The 675-nt window shown below is 47.3% G+C and carries 1 protein-coding gene; it reads left to right on the plus strand.

The window, feature by feature from the left end:
- Positions 1 to 259: hypothetical protein (locus G3A47_RS23735; RefSeq protein WP_208328409.1), on the plus strand; the 259-nt coding region annotated here is incomplete at its 5' end.
- Between the last annotated feature and the right edge of the window lie 416 nt (positions 260 to 675).

The raw sequence follows: 675 nt of genomic DNA on the forward strand, positions 1-675 counted from the left end.
GATGAACCCAAACAAGTGTGCATTTGGTGTATCGGCCGGACAATTCTTAGGATTTATGGTCCATGAGCGCGGGATAGAAGTCAACCGCAAGACCATAGACGCCATCAACAAAGTGGTGGCCCCACAAAATAAAACTGAACTACAGTCCCTCATCGGCAAGGTCAATTTCATCAGAAGATTCATATCCAATCTGTCAGGACGTATTCAGGCTTTTACCCCTCTGTTTTCTAGAACAGTGGGTATAAAATATGTCCATTAAAGCTTCTATTTAATGTAGAGCAAAATATTTTGAGATTCTGAGAAAATTTTTGTAACAAAAGTGGTAGAGTTTGTTCTGAGGATTCCAGAACAGTTGAGTTTGCATTTTTCTGAATTTTCTACGATTTTATACGAATTTTACAAGTTCACTGATTTTGAATCTAGATTTGAATCTTTCTTTTACAACTGGGTCCTTGAATCTTACGTGCAGACCCTTCTAAAGATTTCAATTACTGCAATTGGGTCCTCGGGCGGCTCGGGTACGGCGGCCGGCCGAAATTCCGGCGAGGGGGCTCGCCGGCGGCGAGGGGCGAGGGTCGGGGAAGGTTCAGGGGTGCGAGGGCTACCTTGTGGGGGTGTTGTTCAGGTGGGTGACGGCCGGGAAGGGCTCGCCGGCGTTGGAGCAGAGGCGGCGGC

It is taken from the genome of Flavobacterium poyangense (assembly GCF_011751075.1).
Taxonomy (GTDB): Bacteria; Bacteroidota; Bacteroidia; order Flavobacteriales; family Flavobacteriaceae; genus Flavobacterium; species Flavobacterium poyangense.